Source organism: Paraclostridium dentum (genome assembly GCF_012922555.1).
Classification (GTDB): domain Bacteria; phylum Bacillota; class Clostridia; order Peptostreptococcales; family Peptostreptococcaceae; genus Paraclostridium; species Paraclostridium dentum.
In genome coordinates this window covers 829,793-845,187 of record NZ_WIPK01000001.1, presented here as the reverse complement: position 1 = coordinate 845,187, position 15,395 = coordinate 829,793, and the positions used below count along the sequence as shown (strand labels likewise).

Genomic DNA, 15,395 nt, shown 5'->3' with positions numbered 1-15,395 from the left:
GATATTTATTATAGAAACTACAAAACAAATTTAAGGAGGATTAAATGCCTATTGATAAAATAAACCAACTGCAAATAATTTGCATAGACAGTAAATTAAGATTAAGAAGATTTGATGATGATTATAATTTTGCACTTCAATGGTATCAAGATTTAGAACTAGTAAAGCTAGTTGATGGGCCAGCTGCTAGTGTATATACAAAAGAAAAGCTTAAAAGGATGTATGAGTATTTAAATTGTAGAGGAGAATTATATTTTATAGAAGTTTTAGAAGAAAATAAATATAAGCCTATTGGGGATGTGGCTTTGTGTAAAGATAATTTACCAATTGTTATAGCGATAAACTATATCATAATAAGGGGATTGGAAAAGGTGTTTTAAGATCATTGATTTTAAGAGCGAGAGAGTTGGAACTTGAATGTATAAATGTTCAAGAAATATATGATTATAATATATGCTCTCAAAAACTATTTGAGAGTTTTGGCTTTAAACAATCTGGTAAAACTAAAAATGGCAAATCATATGTATTAAACTTAAAATAAGTTAAATATGTAATTAATAATATTAAAAATTCATTTATAATTATTAGTGGAAAATAAACTAATGAATAAAACCAAATATTTAAAAAGAAAAAAGCAATTAAAAATAAGGAAAGTGTATCTGTTGAATTCAATTGATACACTTTTACCTATTTATCCTAATTTAAGACTAAGACCAAATACATGTTTAGAAACTAATTTTTATTTGACTAAACACTATTACTCAATCTCTTTTAAGATCCCAGATTATTCATTTTTTAATTCATTGTTATTTATATCAAAATATCTACAATCAAAGTTTACCCCATCTTTATATTCACTTTTAGGGACCATATCTTTTAGTAAAATCATAGAAGGTTTGCCAGTTTTCAGAGATTTATTAAAAATACGTCCATTTATTGATATTTCTACCTTTGAAACGGTATCTCCATTTGAAATTACAATATATGCATTATCACTGTTTTCTAAACCATTATTAAATTGTATTTACCTATAAAGTGAGAAACTCCTAAATCACCCTGTGTGATGCCTTGAGCTACATTATCAGTAAGTATATAGTTTCCTTTTTTATTTTTTTCATATACTAGATATCCTTGTCCTGTATTAGATAAAAATCCTATTACTTTAGAATTATCTATATAGATAGTATCTACAATAGTTATATTATCCTTTCCTATAGTATTCATAAAATCACTTTTATATAAGTATTTTAAAATTTCATCATCATTATTTCCAACTATGCCATTATTTTTAGAACACCCTGTTACAAATATTATTGATAAAATCACACTAAGAAGTAGTATAGCTTTCTTCATCTTTACCCCCATAAATATTAGTTGAATTTTTATTAATTATAGTTTTTTTAGATCGTTGATATATATTGTCTAAAGAATAATTATTTAAGAAGAGAATTGTTTGATTACAATAAATTCCTTTTTAATATATTAACATATAATAAGTATTCTAAAATAAAAAACAAATATTTAAACGATAATAATACCGACATAAATGATATTTTATAGAAGGTTTGAATTGAAAAAATAATGCTTTAAATCAAGTTAAATTATCTAAAGAAAAGGGATTTAGCGATGTTTATGTAATTTAAATATAAATGTTCAATAAGATATTTATTTAGTGGAAACGTATTTTACAATCGTATTAAAGCTTAGAATTGTTTAATTAGGGGTGATTTTATGTATCAATATTATAAAGGTTTTATTATTAGAGAGGGTGCAGAAGGGCTTAAAGGAGATATGATTAAAAACATGTACAATGAGGTTGGTTGGATATCTACGAGTCAACCATCATGGCTAGATGAAAAGTATGAGATATGTTTTAAAAATTCATCATGGGTTTTTACTATATGGGATAAAGAAGATATGATAGGTATGGTAAGGGTTGTGTCAGATAGAGTTATGACTGCAACAATCCAAGACCTAGCCGTAAAAGAAGAGTACAGAGGAAAAGGTATAGGTAAAAAACTTGTGTGCATGTGCTTGGAAAAGTTACCCCATGGGAATTGGTGGGCACATACAACTCCAGAGAACTATGATTTCTATAAGAAATGTGGATTTGAAATTCCTCAAATAAATAATAGTTCAACAATGACATATATGGGATATACTAAGGCTAGATTAGACGGACATAGATAATAATTAAAAAATAGATTGAATTTACATAAATGACTGTACATGAAATTAAAGTTATATTTTAGTGTACAGTTTTTTAATTAATAAAGTACTTTTAAAATATATAGTTTTAATAGTATTGGATAGCGTAGCAATGGTTTTGTCTAATGAGTGATACCCCGAAAGTAGTTTCATACCTAAATCAAGTTGATTTTACTATTAGTATTATTAAATATATAAATTTGACTTAACATATTTAGTTGATTACACAAAATGTGAAGGTCGTATAAGTTGTATTGGAAGTATGTAATACAAACATTAGCTTAGGTCATTGTCAGAAAGAGATTGAAGTGGTTTGTGGACGCAGTAGTCTTAAATGTTAAGAATAGATAAGGATGCTTTATATTGGAGCTTAAAGAGATAAAACAATGCTTTAACTCAGGTTAAATTAGCTAAAGAAAAGGTATTTAGTGATGCTTATATAATTTAAATATAAATGATAAATATCTGTTTTAGTGGATAAGTAATACATTATCTATTCTGATATAATTTTATGTAAGTAAATCTATACTGATATATATTAAGGGGGGATAGAACGTTGATAAATGTAGAAGTAAATTTGCAAGTAGAGATGATGAATATTATTTTATATAGCAGTAAATATAATGATATTTGTAAAAATATCATTGGATTTGCACCTATTGTAGACGAAAAAAATTCATATACTGAAGAAATAGATTTGTACTTTAAAAAATTTGCAGATCATCAGATATATGACCAATTAGATAAAATGATCGAAAAGGGATTTTTCTTAGGGAGACCTATGGAGTTGTCTCTATCTCTAAAATCATCAAATTATTTAGAAAGTAAGTATGAACTAAGTGAACAATCTGTTTCTATGAGTGGTGGAGAAACAGATATAGAAAAATTTATAAAACTTTTTAATGATTTTAGAAAAGATACTGAATTTGATAAGTTTTTTCATAAAACTCAAAGCTACTATTGTAATAGTATTTCTTTTATGAATAATTGTCTCAATAGATATTCATTTATAGATGAATTAAATAATTTTTTTGGAGCTAGTAATATTCTTTATAATTTTATTGTCAGCAATTTATGTAAAGGGAATTTTGGTATACATTTTAAATTAAAAGATAAGATACATGTTTATTCTATTTATACTTGTTATGGACTAGATATAAACGATGAAAGTAATGATTTCGATAAAGGTCAGTTATGTAATACTATTTTTCATGAACTTAGTCATCCAGTTATAAATCCTTTAAGCCAGAAACATATAAAATTAATAAATAGCTACAATAATGTATATAGTTACTTAAAACAATATAAAGATGATAAATTTGCAGGATATAGTGATTGGGAGGAGTGTGTTAATGAACATATAGTTCGGGCAATTGCTATATACATGTTAAAAAAACATAATAAAAAAGAATATATAAATAATAGGATTGAATATGAGTATGATTTAGGGTATAGGTACATAAAAAGTATAATAAAAAAACTAGAATACTATGAAAATAATAGAGGTATTTATAATACTCTAGATGATTTTTACCCAGATCTAATAGCTGTATTTTCAGAAAAAATTTAAAAAGCTATTAATTAAATTATAATATATATATATTTATTAAAAAAATAATATGTCATAACAGGTTTAATTTAAATAAAAAAGTTATGGGATAAATAAAAATGAATAAATTATTTGTAAATTTTGAAAAGCTCGATATAGAGAATTATATAATTAGGAATATAAGTGAAAATGACTATGAAGATATATAAAGCATTTATGGGGATAGAGAGGTTATGAGATATGATATGGATAATTTATTAAAATCCTTAGATGATGCTAAAAATAATATTAAACTTATAAATAAAGCTATTTCAAATAAGTAGTTTATAAGATGGACTGTTATAGATAAATAGACAAATGATTTTATAGGAACTATAGCACTTCACCATTTTGAGTTTGATAAGAATAAAGTTCAGATAGGTTATAATTTGAAAAAGAGTTATTGGGGAAGAGGGATAATGAGCAATGTTTTAAACTCAATAATTGATTATTTAAAATCAAATTCATCAATAGAAATACTAGAGGCATCTATTGATATTGAAAATATAGCTTCTATAAAGTTAGCAGAAAAATTAGGATTTCAATTAAATAGTAGAGATAATGATAAATTAATTTTTGTGAAAAAACTTATATAATACATGTTACACAATAAAAGATTTTTACATTACTTGGTATTAATATTAGATGGGTGAGTTTACGTTTTATTAAATATGAATATAACAAAAGGGATTTCATAAATTAATTAAGATGATATTAAGTATTTATAAAAAGGGGGATTAGGTTTGATTGAAATAGGATGTTTAGCTAGATTTTTCAACAGATATGAGGATGAAGTTGAATTTGCGAAGAGGAACAATTTTGACTTGATGCAATTATGGTATGATAATAGGGGACTTTCTCTACACAAGGATGATGGTGATTTTATAAATACAATAAAATATTATAAATTTCCAACCATAGTACATGCCGTCTTAGACTTAAACGAGTTTGAAGAGCATATACCAAAACTATTAGATATATTGAATGAATTAGATCATAAAGAGATTATAATTCATCCTATATGTCAAAGTGAATCTATAGATGAGAATACTTTAGAAAAATTAGATAAGATGATTAAATTTACACTAGATATATATAGACCTTATGGTATAACTGTATTTTTAGAAAATAATAGTAAGTTAGATCCAATATTTACAGATACACATGAGATAGAAAAGATATTTAAGGAAAATGAAGAACTAGAATTTATATTAGATATAGCTCATATCGATAATATGCAGCATATAAGGGAGATGGTAAGTTGTAAAAACCCTAAAATACTTCATATAGCAGATAAACATTTTGATATTTTACATGAACATCTACCAATTGGCTATGGGGAAATAGATTTTGAATACATATTTAAAAATATATTAAATCTGTATGAAGGTAAAATAATATTAGAAATAGCTAATGATGATTCAGATATAGTTAATTCTAAAAAAATTATAGAGAATATTATTAGTGCAAAATAGAAAGTTCTTTTTAGGTTCAATAAAACTTATATTTTATTGAACCTAAAAGAGTAATAGTTTTTAGTTCTTGGCTAATTATAATTTATGATAAAATTTTATTTGTAAGGAATATGTTCATACTTAAAGTAAGTTCCATAGATCTCTATGGATTCATTAACTATTTTTATAAATGAATTATCACAAATTCCATAAATTACAGTATGGTGAGATGCTTCGTAAATTTCTTTCATATGTTCTTCACTTGCAGAATCTAAATGAGGCTCAACATTAATATCTACAAGTCCTATTCCACTATAAATAGATAATTCTGGTATATTATCATTTACATCCTTTGCTAGAACTACTTTTTTAGCCATGTTTATAGAGCCTGCACTCATTCCAATAGTAATTCCATTTCTATTCTGTAAAGATGGAATCAAGTTGTATTCTTTAAGATTTCTAATCTGTTTTAACGTATCTCCTCCTGAAATCCACACAATATCTGATTTATCTATGTATTGAATAGCCTTTTGAGATGTAGTCCTACTGTCTATTATATAGGACTTATTAAATACTATTCCTTTGCTTTCAAACATTTTTAGAAATATCTCTATATATTTATCAGTTTTTAAGTGCTGTTCAAAATCTGATGCAATAAATGTAAATGATCCATTATTATTATAAAAATACTTTATACACTTAATAAACTCATCTGTAAATCCATTAGGAAATCCACTAGTTAAAAATGAAATACTCATCTCATACCTCCTCTATTTTTTATCCTTCTTATAAATTTAGTATGTATCTTAGCAAAATTATTCTTAACTTGCATAATATAATAATTGTTAATTTTAATTTGATTATAAATTTAAGATTAACTAAATATCCGGTAAAACAAATGTTTTTGTGGGTATTATTAAAAATACTATTCACTAAAATACTAGAAATAATTTAATAATGTTTTTAGGAGAAGTAGGCTCAGGTAAAACTCATTTATCATCATCGATTGCAAATAAACTTATGGATAATTGTGTTGGAGTTTTACATATGTATTATCGAGAAGCTATAACTAAGATTAAACAAAATGTAATTGATATTGAAGAATATGAAAGGATTATTGGTAGATACAAAAGGGCAAATGCACTTTTATTAGATGATTTATAACTATGAATAATAAAGATTTAATAGATAAATAATATTAAAAAATACTTTAGGAGGTAACAATTATGGAAATGAACACACAAGATTGTTTAAAAAAAGCATTACTAGATACTCAAGAAAAAGTAAGGGATTTTATGCAATACGCTGACAGTGTAGATGATAAAGAGTTAAGTAAATGTTTTAAAGAATTTGCTGAAGAAGAAGGATTACAGGCTCAAAAGCTACAAAAACAAATTGAAAGATTTCAATAATATAAAAAAGACTATCTTTTAGATAGTCTTTTTTATATTAAAAACTTATTTTATTTTTATTACAGAAAATATTCTGAGTTTTTTAAAAATCATAAAAATATTAATATACACTTTTATTGATTATAAAACTTTAAACTTATTTTAGATTTACATATAGTATATTTTAAATTTTGATGTTTTATACATGAATAAATTTCAATCGAAAGGAAAATATATTTTTAGAGAAACTTAAATGGAGGTACATATCTAATGTTTAAACATTATAAGAAATTACTAAGGGAAGTAAAAGTGGAAAAGCCTAATCCACAATATGCAGTGTTAATGCAAGAACAACTAGGCGGTGGTAATGGGGAACTTAAAGCAGCAATGCAATATATGGCTCAAAGTTTTAGAATCAAAGATCCTGTTATTAAAGATTTATTTATGGATATAGCAGCAGAAGAGCTTAGTCATATGGAAATGGTAGCTCAAACTATAAACTTACTTAACGGTCATGATGTAAACTTTAATGCTGTTGAATCAGGAGAAATAGAAACTCATGTATTAACTGGATTATCACCTGTACTTATAAATTCATCAGGAGCTCCATGGACTGCAGATTATGTAACTGTAACAGGTGATTTAGTTGCAGATTTATTATCTAATATAGCTTCAGAACAAAGAGCTAAAGTTGTTTATGAGTATCTATATAGACAAATTGAAGATAAATATGTTAGAGAAACTATAGACTTCTTACTTAATAGAGAAGAAGCACATAATGCTTTATTTAGAGATGCTTTAAATAAGGTTAAGGACACGGGTTCAAATAGAGATTTTGGAGTTACAGAAGATTCTAAACTATACTTTGACTTATCAACTCCTGGACCTAATCATGATACTAAAATAAATATTACTCCACCATCATTTGATACACCTATAAAAAATGATAGTGTTCCTGTTGGAAAAGACAAAGACAATAAAAAATAAGTTAATTAAAAGATGATATAATTATTTTTATTAAAGTTAATGTTTTTGAATCCTAAGTAAATGGATTTTAAGAGCATTAACTTTAATGCTTTTTTGCATTAAATTAAATATCAATGTTTAACCCTTGACTTTTAAAATAAAAATTATTTCTAAGAGTTATAGTAAGATAGATTTAGTTTTTGTGAATTGAATTGTATTTCTAATGTCGAATTTTGTCACAAATTGAGACGGATTTTAATAATATATAAAGAACAGAGTTTTTCAAAAATGGGTAAGATTTGAATACAAAACTTTAAACTAACTAAAATTTATAGTCATTATAAACTCTGTTTAATCTATAGAAATATTCAAGGAGAGTGCTCATGGAAAGTTCAAGAGGTGTCAAACAAAATTGTGGCTGCGAATTAGCTAGGCCATATGTAAATTTTCAAGTATTTACTAGAGCATATGATGTAAGTAAAGCTTTAAAAAGAGGTACTTTATTCCCTGAGTTATATTTAATAGAGTCAAACAATTATAATTCTTGGTTATACAAAAATCCTGAAAACAGAGTTAAATCAAAAAAGTGGTGATAGATAGTGATGAGATTAACTAGAAGAGAACTTTTAGATGCAATATTAGAATATAACTTTGCATGTATAGAATTGAATTTATATTTAGATAACAATCCTTATGACGAAGATGCTCTAGAATTATATAACAAGTATAGCGAAAAATTTGAACAAGCTAGAGAGGCTTATGAATCTAAATATGGAGTGTTAACAAACTTTGGCTATGAATCTAGCCCATGTTATTGGAAATGGGTAGATGAGCCTTGGCCATGGGATAACGAGTTTTATGAATAAAATAAATAATTTTATATTTTTAACGAGGAGGAATAAATTTAGATGTGGATTTATCAAAAAACATTAGAATATCCGGTTAACTTAAAAAATTCAGACCCAAGAATGGCTAAATTCATAATGACTCAATTAGGCGGGCCAAATGGAGAACTAGCTGCTGCACTTAGATATCTCCAACAAAGATATACTATGCCTACTGGAAAGTCTCGTGCACTTTTAACAGATATAGGAACAGAAGAACTAGCACACGTTGAAATAATTTCTTCAATACTATATCAATTGATGAAAGATGCTAGCCCTAAGGAGCTTAAAGCTGCTGGATTGGGTCCTAATTATGCAACTTTTGGACAAGGCCTTCAACCTGTAGATGCTAATGGAGTAAACTTTACAACAAGTTATATCAATGTGTTCGGAGATTCAGTGACTAATTTACATGAAGATATGGCAGCTGAGCAAAAAGCGCTTGCAACTTATTATCAATTAATAAACTTAACTGATGACCCTGATTTAAAAGATATATTAAGATTTTTAGGAGAGAGGGAAATTGTCCATTATCAAAGATTCGGAGAAGCTTTAATGGATGTTTATGAGTTTACAGAATCTAAAAAATGCTTCTAAATTAAACTTAGAATTTTGTTTTTAGTTCTATTTATAGAACAAGTATAAATTATTAACCGTTTTAATAATTTATACTTACATATATTTCAGCGGAAGATAATAGAAGAGCTATTAACGGCTCTCCTATTTTTATGTTTAAAGATTATTTTATAAATATGTAACTAGACTACATCATATTAAAAAAGTATTCAAACCCAACATAAATTGCAGCTAACCCTACTAGACCATATATTATTCTACTAAAACTACTTATATTTCCAAACTCTCCACTACCTGCAAATAAAACAGCAACTACGTCAAATTTAAATAAGCTAACTATACACTAATTTAGAGCTCCAACTAAAACTAGAATTATACAAATATTATAAATAATTTCCATGTAATAAAATATAAATATATTCAATCAATTAGTATATTTTTACTTTTATTTAATTAATTACTAATTATAAAAATATAATATATGATAATAATATGTATAAACGATATGTATTTATATAGTATTGACATATCAGGTTTAGACTTGTGATTTACTTAGACATTTTCTAACTCTTCATGAATTAAATAAAAAAGTGTATCTAATAAATCTTAATGATTTAATATAGATACACTTTTTATTTATTATTAAGTTCATATATATTGTTGCTTAATGAATCTTTTAATTATAGTTTCAATTAAAAAATAAACTAGATGCTAGTTATTGGAATAATTAATTATAAGTATTTAGGCAAAACTAACACAAACTTATAATATTAAAATAATAGGAGAATAAATATGAATAAAAAATCAATATTTTATATTATAGTACTTTTAGTTTGTGTGTTTGCAAGTTTAGGATTTAGCAAAAAAAACAGTATTGTATACAAAGATGATAATATTAAAAAGTACTTAAATGAACAAAAATCAGAAATGAGTATAATGATGGAAGATATGAAAAATATAAAACACACAGGAGATACAGCAATAGATTTCTTGTATTGTATGATTCCACATCATAAAGCAGCAATTGAAATGTCTGAAAGTTTACTTAAGTATGGTGGGGAAAATGCAGAAATAAAAAAAATAGCTGAAAGTATGATAACAAATCAAAGTAAAGAAATAGAACAAATGAAAGATATGATTAAACGCATTGAATTAAATCCAAAGGTAGATGAAAAAAAAGAACAAGATTACTTCAAAAAATACAATAATTTGCTTAATAAGCATAAAAATAATGATATGAGCAATGTAAAAAGTGTAGATAAAGCTTTTGCTATGGAAATGATAAAACACCATGAAATGGCTGTTTCTATGTCTGAAATTGTTTTAAAGTATACAGATAATAAAGATGTAGTTGATTTAGCTCAAAATATCATTGAGTCGCAAAAAGCTGAAATAAAACAAATGAGAGAAATTATAAATAGTATGGAAAAATAAATAAAAATTACTATAAAAAGTATTATATAAAGTAATTACAAATAAGTTAAATACTATAATTACTAACGTTATAATATGAATAATAAGAAATAAAAAAGTATATCTTATAAATCTTAATGATTTAATATAGATATACTTTTTTATTTCTTATTATTCAGTTCATATATCCATTTTATTAAAATTAATTATTGAAAGTTGTAAGCTTTATTGGAATTTGTGTATAAAAATCATGCCCATGTGTTAAAAAAATTATAATTGAGGTTTTTTCCATTTGCCCAAAAACCAATAGCGACTTCAGACCGTACTAAAAAAGGTATTACACAACTTTTAAAACTTGTTCCTACTAAAGGTAGAAGAATTACTTATAAACTAGATGGAACTATAAAAGAAGAAATTGTAGATCCAGAAGAATTACAAGTTGATGATATTATAAGAGTTTTACCAGGAGAGACTATACCAGCTGATGGAATAATTGAATTTGGGCAAACATCTATAGATCAGTCTGTTATGACTGGAGAATCATTGCCTGTTGATAAAATTAAGGGAGACAATGTATATACAGGAACAATTAATTGTTTTGGTTCAATAGATATTAAAGTTAGCAAATCATTTTCAGATTCATCATTAAATAAGATGATATCATTAGTAAAGCAGGCAGAGGATAACAAAGCTCCAATGCAAAGAACTGTAGATAAATTCTCAACTTGGTTTGTACCAACGGCATGTGTTATAGCTATTATCACATATTTTGTAACTAAAGATATTACCCGTGCTGTTACAGTCCTTGTAGTATTTTGTCCGTGTGCGCTAGCTCTTGCTACTCCAACATCTATTGTAGCTGCGATTGATCAGGCAACAAAATTTGGAGTTTTGATAAAATCAGGTGAAGCGCTTGAACGCATGGGTCAAATTAATGTGGTTGCATTTGACAAAACAGGAACATTAACTCATGGAAATCTAGCTGTTTCAGATATTATTCCTATAAAGGTTTCAGAAAATGAGTTGTTAAAAATTGTAGGATCAGCAGAGATTCGATCAGAACACCCTATTGGAAAGGCAATAATTTCATTTGCAAAAGAGAAAAAAATTGATCTTTTTGATACAGAAAATTTTTCTATGGTTGTTGGAAAGGGAGTAAGTTCCAAAATCCAAGATAAAAGGATATTATGTGGAAATGAAAAGTTAATGTCTGAGGAGGTTAATAATTTAATTTCAGAATTAAGAGGACAGGGAAAAGCTATTGTCATTACATCAACACAAGGATCTGTCATAGGAATTATTGCTCTTTCGGATATAATAAAAGAAAATGCAAATAGTATGATAGATAAACTTTTAAAAAGTGGAATTTCAGACACTATACTATTGACTAGAGATAATAAAAAGGCTGCTGAGTACATAGGAAATAAAGTTGGTATACAAGGAGATAAAATCATCATTACTTCCAGAAGATAAAGTATCAGAGATAGTTAATATTCAAAATAGAGGGCAATTAATATGTATGGTTGGAGATGGTGTTAATGATGCTCCAGCACTTAAGACTGCTACAGTTGGAGTTGCAAGGGGAACTATAGGCAGTGATATTGCAATTGAAGCAGCTGATATTGCTATAATGGGAGATGACATTAGTAAAATAGGATATATTAAACGATTATCTAATGCTACACTAAAAACAATTAAGTTTAATATTATTGCAGCTATGGTAATTAATATTGTTGCAATAATTTTATCAGTAATAGGATTACTTAATCCAGTAACTGGAGCTCTTGTTCATAATGTAGGATCAGTATTGGTAGTATTAAATGCAGCATTATTATATGATAGAAAATATATACAATAGTATAGTTTTAATTTTATAAGATTATAAAACTTTATTAAACAAAAAGAGCATCGATGAATGATGCTCTTTTTGTTTAATAAAAAATACTAATATATAAAGGGGTAAATAAATACAGTAAATTATAAAATAAATATTTAGAGGGGGAATATAGGTGAATGAAATTAGTTGCAAATTTCCAATAATAGAAACTGACAGACTTATACTTAGAGAGTTAAAAACTAAAGATATTAATGATTTATTTGAAATCCTATCTTCAGAAAGAGTTACTAAATATTACGGAAAATACCCAATGGAGAATTTATCTGAAGCAGAAGATCTTATTTTGAAATTTCATAAAGCATTTGAGGATCAAAAGTCTATCAGATGGGGAATAGAACTTAAAGAAACAAATAGAATTATTGGAACATGCGGTTTTCATTGTTGGAATAAAAATCATTTTAGAGCAGAAGTAGGGTATGAACTTGGTGAAGCATTTTGGAATAAAGGTTATGCAAGTGAAGCGATTTGTGCTATTTTGAAATACGGATTTGAATTCATGGAATTGGAAAGAATAGAAGCTATTGTTTACCCTCAAAATAAGCATTCTGAAAAGTTATTATTAAACTTCGGGTTTGAGCATGAAGGATTATTAAAGAAATATGCTAATTTTAGAGATAAACAACAAGATTTAAATATATTTGCTATTTTTGAAAAGTAATTAGTTTTTAATCTGTATTATAATATGATATGATTTACAAGGGAATCATTACAATGAGGGAGTTTACTTATATTATAAAAAGGGGAGGGGAGTAATATATTATGAGTTTTACATATGAATTATTTTTTCAAATATTTAATACAATTTTAATTGTAGCAATTCCTGTATTAATTTATAAACTAATAAAAAAATTTGTATCTAATATAAAACTAATAAACAAAAGACTTGATGTAATTGAGAAAAAAATAGATAATATCAAATAATTAAAATAAAGCTTCTACGGATATTTAAATAGAACAAATGATTGAAAATTTTTAGTAACAAAAAAGAAGGCAAGAATACATAGTTTTGTACTGTGTATTCTTGCCTTTATAAATTTAAAATGAAGTAAAGTTTTTTAATTGAGATATTTATAATTATGATAGAAAACAAAAGAATATTCAGAAAATTAAATTATTTGTAATGTACATAAAAAAATGTAATACTTTAATAATAATTCTATAAATGATAAACTATTAAGAAAGAACAGTTTAAGGAGGCTATAAATGAATAAACTAATGATAATAGAAGACTCTCAAATTATAAGAGAAGAGTTAAAATCATTACTTACAAGATATGGATATAATGTAATTGCTTGTGAAAATTTCGAAAATATATTAGAAGATATAGAAAAAGAAAGACCAGAACTTATATTACTAGATATAAATCTTCCTGTATATGATGGATTCCATATATGTAGAGAGGTAAGAAAAACACTAAATATACCTATAATAATAGTAACTAGTAGGGATAGTGAAATAGATGAGCTTATGAGTATGAACTTAGGTGCAGATGATTTTATAACTAAACCATACAATACTCAAATACTTCTAGCTAGAATAAGTGCCGTTCTTAAAAGAACTTACACAGATGTTAGTTCAGATGTACTGGTTTATAAAGATTTAAGTTTGGATTTATCTAAAGGTACAATAACTGCTTTTGGACAAAGTGTTGAGTTAAGTAAAAATGAAATAAAAATCTTAGCTCACCTTATGAAAAATAAAGAAAAAATAGTATCAAGGGACGATTTAATGAATTATATGTGGAATTCAGATGTTTATATAGATGATAATACTCTATCTGTAAATATGACAAGAATAAGAAAAAAATTAGAAGAATTAGATTTAAAAGACTATATAGAAACTAGAAGAGGATTAGGATATATATTAAGATGAAACTAGTTGATTATATAAAAGATAATTTAATTTTTTTAATAATAAACTTTATGATAATATTTATATTATCTATAGGGTTATTAGCATCAAATGTTAGTTATCAACTTATCTTCTTATTAATTGTTATATGGGTAGGTCCATTTTTATCATACATGATTATTGATTTTAGAAGAAAGAAAAAATATTTTGATAATGTAATTAGTATATGTGAAAATTTAGATAAAAAGTTTTTACTATCAGAAGTTATAGAAAAACCAAAAAATCTAAATGAATATTTAATTTATGATATATTAAAAGAAACTAATAAATCAATGAGAGATAACGTTAATTATTATAAAAATATGCAAAACGATTATAAAGAGTATATTGAAACTTGGGTGCATGAAATAAAAACACCTATAGCTTCTACGATGCTCTTTGTAGAAAATAATTCAGATACGATTCCTAGCTATATAAAAGAGGAACTTCAAAAGATAGAAGATTATGTTGAACAAGTTTTATATTATTCAAGAAGTAATAATGTAAATAAAGATTATATTGTTAAATCTTTTAGCCTAGAAAACTCTATTAGAAAAGTAATAAGAAAAAATGCTAGGTCTTGTATTAATAAAAAGATTACTATCAATATAGGAAATATAGATCATACAGTTTATAGTGACCCTAAATGGGTTGAGTTTATAATAAATCAAATTGTGGTTAACTCTATAAAATATTCGAAGAATGAAAATCCTAGTATAAATTTAGACTGTGTATTGAATAAGAATAATATTGTGCTAAATATAGTTGATAATGGTGTAGGCATTTGTGAACGAGATATTTGCAGAGTTTTTGAAAAAGGATTTACAGGAGAAAATGGACGTACATATTCTAAATCAACAGGGATAGGTTTGTATGTATGTAAAAAATTATGCAATAAATTAGGACTTAATATTGAATTAGATTCAAAATTAGATGAAGGAACGACTGTAAGATTAGTATTCCCTCTAGGCGAAAGATACCTTTAGAAAATAAACTAATAAAGTGAGGATGTTATTCTTATTTTGTTAGTTTATTTTTTTAGAAAAATATTGCACGTTCATATTCTATCTGTTATATTGTTTATATAACAGATAGAATATATATCTAAAAATATGAAAGGATGTGACA

The 15,395-nt window shown here is 25.6% G+C and carries 22 protein-coding genes; 19 read left to right on the top strand and 3 right to left on the bottom strand.

The features are described 5' to 3' along the window. The first annotated feature begins 44 nt into the window (after positions 1-44). Together GFJ41_RS04055 and GFJ41_RS18455 are read left to right on the top strand one after the other, a co-directional pair. A complete protein-coding gene (locus GFJ41_RS04055) occupies positions 45-380 on the top strand; it encodes a hypothetical protein (RefSeq protein WP_206001495.1) in 336 nt (111 codons plus the stop codon). A gap of 5 nt (positions 381-385) precedes the next feature. Continuing rightward, positions 386-541 carry a hypothetical protein gene (locus GFJ41_RS18455; RefSeq protein ID WP_226890214.1) on the top strand — a complete coding sequence of 52 codons (156 nt, stop codon included), beginning with the start codon at positions 386-388 and terminating at the stop codon, positions 539-541. Positions 542-1,002: 461 nt separating this feature from the next. Here GFJ41_RS18455 and GFJ41_RS04050 read toward each other — a convergent pair whose 3' ends face one another. After that, positions 1,003-1,353, bottom strand: coding sequence for a hypothetical protein (locus GFJ41_RS04050; protein WP_170074677.1), 351 nt, complete (start codon positions 1,351-1,353; stop codon positions 1,003-1,005). Positions 1,354-1,731: 378 nt separating this feature from the next. Here GFJ41_RS04050 and GFJ41_RS04045 point away from each other — a divergent pair, with 378 nt between their 5' ends. From GFJ41_RS04045 to GFJ41_RS04030, 4 genes are all read left to right on the top strand, one after another. Beyond that, positions 1,732-2,190: a GNAT family N-acetyltransferase gene (locus tag GFJ41_RS04045; RefSeq protein WP_170074676.1), complete on the top strand. Its 459-nt coding sequence runs from the start codon at positions 1,732-1,734 to the stop codon at positions 2,188-2,190. A 574-nt stretch (positions 2,191-2,764) separates the two neighbouring features. Further along, positions 2,765-3,778 (top strand): DUF4932 domain-containing protein, encoded by a 1,014-nt coding sequence (locus GFJ41_RS04040; protein ID WP_170074675.1) that lies wholly within the window; start codon positions 2,765-2,767, stop codon positions 3,776-3,778. A gap of 344 nt (positions 3,779-4,122) precedes the next feature. Further along, positions 4,123-4,392 carry a GNAT family N-acetyltransferase gene (locus tag GFJ41_RS04035; protein ID WP_170074888.1) on the top strand — a complete coding sequence of 90 codons (270 nt, stop codon included), beginning with the start codon at positions 4,123-4,125 and terminating at the stop codon, positions 4,390-4,392. A 147-nt stretch (positions 4,393-4,539) separates the two neighbouring features. Next, the gene (locus GFJ41_RS04030; RefSeq protein ID WP_170074674.1) at positions 4,540-5,271 is read left to right on the top strand and encodes a sugar phosphate isomerase/epimerase family protein; all 732 of its coding nucleotides are present in this window, start codon (positions 4,540-4,542) and stop codon (positions 5,269-5,271) included. A gap of 95 nt (positions 5,272-5,366) precedes the next feature. Here GFJ41_RS04030 and GFJ41_RS04025 read toward each other — a convergent pair whose 3' ends face one another. Further along, positions 5,367-6,008 (bottom strand): Type 1 glutamine amidotransferase-like domain-containing protein, encoded by a 642-nt coding sequence (locus tag GFJ41_RS04025; protein ID WP_170074673.1) that lies wholly within the window; start codon positions 6,006-6,008, stop codon positions 5,367-5,369. A gap of 199 nt (positions 6,009-6,207) precedes the next feature. Between GFJ41_RS04025 and GFJ41_RS04020 the strand changes: the two genes are divergently transcribed. The 6 genes from GFJ41_RS04020 (at position 6,208) to GFJ41_RS03995 (ending at position 9,088) form a co-directional block, all read left to right on the top strand. Then, entirely contained in the window at positions 6,208-6,414 is a 207-nt protein-coding gene (locus tag GFJ41_RS04020; protein ID WP_170074672.1) for a DnaA ATPase domain-containing protein, read from the top strand. A gap of 62 nt (positions 6,415-6,476) precedes the next feature. Beyond that, on the top strand, positions 6,477-6,662 hold the full coding sequence (locus GFJ41_RS04015; protein ID WP_021429232.1) for a hypothetical protein: 186 nt from the start codon (positions 6,477-6,479) through the stop codon (positions 6,660-6,662). Positions 6,663-6,911: 249 nt separating this feature from the next. Next, a complete protein-coding gene (locus GFJ41_RS04010) occupies positions 6,912-7,628 on the top strand; it encodes a manganese catalase family protein (RefSeq protein WP_170074671.1) in 717 nt (238 codons plus the stop codon). A 362-nt stretch (positions 7,629-7,990) separates the two neighbouring features. Then, positions 7,991-8,200, top strand: coding sequence for a spore coat associated protein CotJA (locus tag GFJ41_RS04005; protein WP_035116127.1), 210 nt, complete (start codon positions 7,991-7,993; stop codon positions 8,198-8,200). A gap of 9 nt (positions 8,201-8,209) precedes the next feature. Then, positions 8,210-8,473, top strand: coding sequence for a spore coat protein CotJB (locus GFJ41_RS04000; RefSeq protein WP_035116132.1), 264 nt, complete (start codon positions 8,210-8,212; stop codon positions 8,471-8,473). Between the two features lie 42 nt (positions 8,474-8,515). After that, positions 8,516-9,088: a manganese catalase family protein gene (locus GFJ41_RS03995; RefSeq protein WP_035116135.1), complete on the top strand. Its 573-nt coding sequence runs from the start codon at positions 8,516-8,518 to the stop codon at positions 9,086-9,088. 166 nt (positions 9,089-9,254) lie between these two features. Here the strand turns inward: GFJ41_RS03995 and GFJ41_RS19595 are convergent, their stop codons facing one another. Further along, entirely contained in the window at positions 9,255-9,407 is a 153-nt protein-coding gene (locus GFJ41_RS19595; RefSeq protein WP_263346454.1) for a DUF378 domain-containing protein, read from the bottom strand. 452 nt (positions 9,408-9,859) lie between these two features. Here GFJ41_RS19595 and GFJ41_RS03985 point away from each other — a divergent pair, with 452 nt between their 5' ends. The 7 genes from GFJ41_RS03985 (at position 9,860) to GFJ41_RS03960 (ending at position 15,253) form a co-directional block, all read left to right on the top strand. Continuing rightward, positions 9,860-10,501 (top strand): DUF305 domain-containing protein, encoded by a 642-nt coding sequence (locus GFJ41_RS03985; RefSeq protein WP_170074670.1) that lies wholly within the window; start codon positions 9,860-9,862, stop codon positions 10,499-10,501. A 255-nt stretch (positions 10,502-10,756) separates the two neighbouring features. After that, the gene (locus GFJ41_RS03980) at positions 10,757-11,953 is read left to right on the top strand and encodes a heavy metal translocating P-type ATPase (protein WP_264318546.1); all 1,197 of its coding nucleotides are present in this window, start codon (positions 10,757-10,759) and stop codon (positions 11,951-11,953) included. After that, positions 11,910-12,338, top strand: coding sequence for an HAD-IC family P-type ATPase (locus tag GFJ41_RS18850; RefSeq protein WP_263349580.1), 429 nt, complete (start codon positions 11,910-11,912; stop codon positions 12,336-12,338). Before GFJ41_RS03980 ends, GFJ41_RS18850 begins: the two co-directional genes overlap by 44 nt. 151 nt (positions 12,339-12,489) lie before the next feature. Beyond that, complete coding sequence (locus GFJ41_RS03975) at positions 12,490-13,035, top strand: GNAT family N-acetyltransferase (RefSeq protein ID WP_052169140.1); 546 nt, start codon at positions 12,490-12,492, stop codon at positions 13,033-13,035. A 101-nt stretch (positions 13,036-13,136) separates the two neighbouring features. Beyond that, on the top strand, positions 13,137-13,298 hold the full coding sequence (locus tag GFJ41_RS03970; RefSeq protein WP_021432973.1) for a hypothetical protein: 162 nt from the start codon (positions 13,137-13,139) through the stop codon (positions 13,296-13,298). A gap of 282 nt (positions 13,299-13,580) precedes the next feature. Next, positions 13,581-14,249, top strand: coding sequence for a response regulator transcription factor (locus tag GFJ41_RS03965; protein ID WP_021431271.1), 669 nt, complete (start codon positions 13,581-13,583; stop codon positions 14,247-14,249). After that, positions 14,246-15,253, top strand: a complete 1,008-nt coding sequence (locus tag GFJ41_RS03960; RefSeq protein WP_035116138.1) for a sensor histidine kinase — start codon at positions 14,246-14,248, stop codon at positions 15,251-15,253. Before GFJ41_RS03965 ends, GFJ41_RS03960 begins: the two co-directional genes overlap by 4 nt. The last annotated feature ends 142 nt before the right edge of the window (positions 15,254-15,395 follow it).

Excerpts from the sequence above, each read along its gene's own strand:
- GFJ41_RS04055 (WP_206001495.1), top strand. The coding sequence starts at position 45 with ATGCCTATTGATAAAATAAACCAACTGCAAATAATTTGCATAGACAGT.
- GFJ41_RS04050 (WP_170074677.1), bottom strand. The coding sequence starts at position 1,353 with ATGAAGAAAGCTATACTACTTCTTAGTGTGATTTTATCAATAATATTT.
- GFJ41_RS04045 (WP_170074676.1), top strand. The coding sequence starts at position 1,732 with ATGTATCAATATTATAAAGGTTTTATTATTAGAGAGGGTGCAGAAGGG.
- GFJ41_RS04025 (WP_170074673.1), bottom strand. The coding sequence starts at position 6,008 with ATGAGTATTTCATTTTTAACTAGTGGATTTCCTAATGGATTTACAGAT.
- GFJ41_RS04020 (WP_170074672.1), top strand. The coding sequence starts at position 6,208 with ATGTTTTTAGGAGAAGTAGGCTCAGGTAAAACTCATTTATCATCATCG.
- GFJ41_RS04015 (WP_021429232.1), top strand. The coding sequence starts at position 6,477 with ATGGAAATGAACACACAAGATTGTTTAAAAAAAGCATTACTAGATACT.
- GFJ41_RS04010 (WP_170074671.1), top strand. The coding sequence starts at position 6,912 with ATGTTTAAACATTATAAGAAATTACTAAGGGAAGTAAAAGTGGAAAAG.
- GFJ41_RS04005 (WP_035116127.1), top strand. The coding sequence starts at position 7,991 with ATGGAAAGTTCAAGAGGTGTCAAACAAAATTGTGGCTGCGAATTAGCT.
- GFJ41_RS04000 (WP_035116132.1), top strand. The coding sequence starts at position 8,210 with ATGAGATTAACTAGAAGAGAACTTTTAGATGCAATATTAGAATATAAC.
- GFJ41_RS03995 (WP_035116135.1), top strand. The coding sequence starts at position 8,516 with ATGTGGATTTATCAAAAAACATTAGAATATCCGGTTAACTTAAAAAAT.
- GFJ41_RS03985 (WP_170074670.1), top strand. The coding sequence starts at position 9,860 with ATGAATAAAAAATCAATATTTTATATTATAGTACTTTTAGTTTGTGTG.
- GFJ41_RS03970 (WP_021432973.1), top strand. The coding sequence starts at position 13,137 with ATGAGTTTTACATATGAATTATTTTTTCAAATATTTAATACAATTTTA.
- GFJ41_RS03965 (WP_021431271.1), top strand. The coding sequence starts at position 13,581 with ATGAATAAACTAATGATAATAGAAGACTCTCAAATTATAAGAGAAGAG.
- GFJ41_RS03960 (WP_035116138.1), top strand. The coding sequence starts at position 14,246 with ATGAAACTAGTTGATTATATAAAAGATAATTTAATTTTTTTAATAATA.